This window comes from Bacillus sp. B2-WWTP-C-10-Post-4, from assembly GCF_009183805.1.
GTDB classification, from domain to species: domain Bacteria; phylum Bacillota; class Bacilli; order Bacillales; family Bacillaceae_G; genus Bacillus_A; species Bacillus_A cereus.
In genome coordinates, this window is the sequence record NZ_WEII01000224.1 from 1 (window position 1) to 2,720 (window position 2,720).

Here is a 2,720-nt window from a genome sequence, read left to right on the forward strand (position 1 = left end):
CTATATCCCCTTGTAATCAAAGTAATTGCTGTACACCTGTTTTTTTCTCAAGTTCTCAACAACAAGAATTATTACAAATAATAAGCCAATTAAATCAAGCTATTCTTACTTTTTTCACAACACCAAATTCAACAACTATAAAAATACTCCAATCTGCATTACAGGCATTAAATAATTTATTAATAGCAGTACAACCAAGTACACCAAATAGAAATTTAGTCATAAGAACTATAAATCAATTAATCAATTCTTTACCTACTGCATCTCTCACTCAAATCTCAGCGTTATTCCAATTTCTATTCCAAAGCTTGTCTTCACTTATCAGTTGTTCAAATATATCAGACCCCTTATTACAGCAGACATTCAACCTAATTTTACAAGGAATCTTGAATAGTTCGTTATTGAGTAACATCGGAACGCCAGGGCCGACTGGAGCAACAGGACCTAGAGGAATTCCTGGACCTAGAGGAGCTCAGGGGTCTCAAGGTGTGCAAGGCATTCAGGGACTTGAAGGACCGGAAGGGCCGGAAGGGCCTCAAGGTGTGCAAGGCATTCAAGGGCCTGAAGGACCTCAAGGACCGGAAGGACCTCAAGGGGTAGAAGGGATTCAGGGACCGGAAGGGCCGGAAGGGCCTCAGGGACCTCAAGGTGTGCAAGGCATTCAAGGACCGCCAGGGCCACCTGGGCCGACTGGTTCGGGAACCGGAATGGGAATTCCTGGACCACCTGGACCGACTGGACCACAGGGTATACAAGGGATTCAAGGACCGGAAGGACCAGAAGGGCCAACTGGACCTCAGGGTGTGCAAGGCATTCAAGGGCCTGAAGGATTAGAAGGACCGACTGGACCTCAAGGTGTGCAAGGCATTCAAGGGCCTGAAGGATTAGAAGGACCGACTGGACCTCAAGGTGTGCAAGGTATTCAGGGGCCGGAAGGACCACCTGGGCCGACTGGAGACTGTGAGTGTCCACCGGGACCAACTGGGCCGACCGGGCCAACCGGACCAACTGGACCTGGATGTAATTTCCTTGTATATGTTACTAACGCGGGAGCAATCGATGACCCTGCAGATGATACAGTATCAGTGATTAACACCGCAACAAATACAGTAGTCGCTACAATTACTGTAGATAATGCACCTCTTGAAGTAACAGTTTCACCCAATGGGGCTCGTGCTTATGTTACTAATATTTTTTCCGATACCGTTTCCGTTATTGATACTGCTACTAATATAGTTATTGCTACCATTCCCGTTGGAGCTGATCCAATTGGCGTAGCTGTTTCTCCAAATAACACAACTGTTTATGTTGGAAACCACGCGAGTAATGACGTTTCAGTTATTAATGCTGCTACTAATACAGTTATCACTACCATCCCTGTTGGTATCGCTCCGCAAGGAATAACTGTTTCTCCAAACGGAGCCTTTGCATATGTTGCAAACGAATTAAGTAACACAATTTCTGTTATTAATACTGCTACTAACACAGTTACCGCTACCATTCCTGTTGGCATTCGCCCTAGAATAATCGTTTTCACACTAGATGGCACTCGTGCTTATGTCACGAATCAGAACAGCAATACTGTTTCTATTATTAACACCGCTACCAATTCCGTAATTAATACAATTAACGTAGGTACCGAACCTGTTGGTATAGATATTACACCAGGTGGAAACCTTATTTACGTTGTAAATAAAGTTAGCAATAATGTTTCGGTAATAAATGTGGCGACAAATACTGTGATTGATACAATTCCTGTTGCTTTATCCCCTGATCAGGTAACTATCATACCTGATGGCACTCGTGCCTATGTTACAAATCAAGGTAGTAATACTGTTTCTGTTATTGATATTGCCACGAATACTGTTATCACTAATGTCCCAGTAGGTTTCGCTCCAACAGGAATAGCAACTGGAACTATTTGTGAATAAAATGAAAAACAAACATAGTTTTTATTAAGATCGATAGTATGTGATATTCTTTCTTTCATTACCTTCAAACAATCAGAATGAACCTCTATATTCTCTTCTTTTTTATCTTAAAGAACCTGCTAAGCAGTTAGCTGTTGTCAGTCGCTCTTTTTCTATAAAATTCGAATTTTATAGAAATTAATCAACTTACATTTTTAGGGTTTCATGATGATTATTACCTATAAAATCATTACCCTTACAAAAAGAGTTATGAACCTTTCCACTCATGGCTCTTTTTTATTACGAATTTGACTAGCTTCACGACTAAATCTCTCTGAGTATCTTATTGCTAATTTAGAAATATTCATTCGAGTGATATCTTCTAAGGTATATCCCATAATTTAAATTCATCATTTTCTTCACACTATTTTTAAAATGAACATAATTATGTTGTTCTACTAAACGGCCTTTTACTCCAATCTGCAGATAAATTATTTAACAAGAAAAGTGTATTTGGAACTGGTGATGGAAACCTCGCAGCTTGAAAATTTGTAAGAAGCGGAGATGCAATAACGCCATCTATGGTACTACCGGCTTGGACTTGCACCATATCTCCTGCATTCAATTGTACAATGGTAGAAACTGTTACCGCATTTAAAAGCCCAGTATTTCCACCAAAAAATCTATCATCTCCTGCTATTAAAGCACTGTTAACTGTTATAAATACTTCCGTCACATAATTTAGAGTATCATCAGTAGGACTAAAAATTATAGTAGTAATAATTAAATATACTCCATCTTGTTGCGGTA

Annotated in this window: 1 protein-coding gene and 1 pseudogene; one reads left to right on the top strand and one right to left on the bottom strand. The window is 40.0% G+C overall.

The genetic code is table 11. The features are described 5' to 3' along the window. Positions 1-2: 2 nt before the first annotated feature. Positions 3-1,931: a YVTN family beta-propeller repeat protein gene (locus tag GBN78_RS29290; protein ID WP_226798511.1), complete on the top strand. Its 1,929-nt coding sequence runs from the start codon at positions 3-5 to the stop codon at positions 1,929-1,931. A 424-nt stretch (positions 1,932-2,355) separates the two neighbouring features. Here the strand turns inward: GBN78_RS29290 and GBN78_RS29295 are convergent. Continuing rightward, positions 2,356-2,720: pseudogene (locus GBN78_RS29295) on the bottom strand (hypothetical protein); the annotation flags it as partial.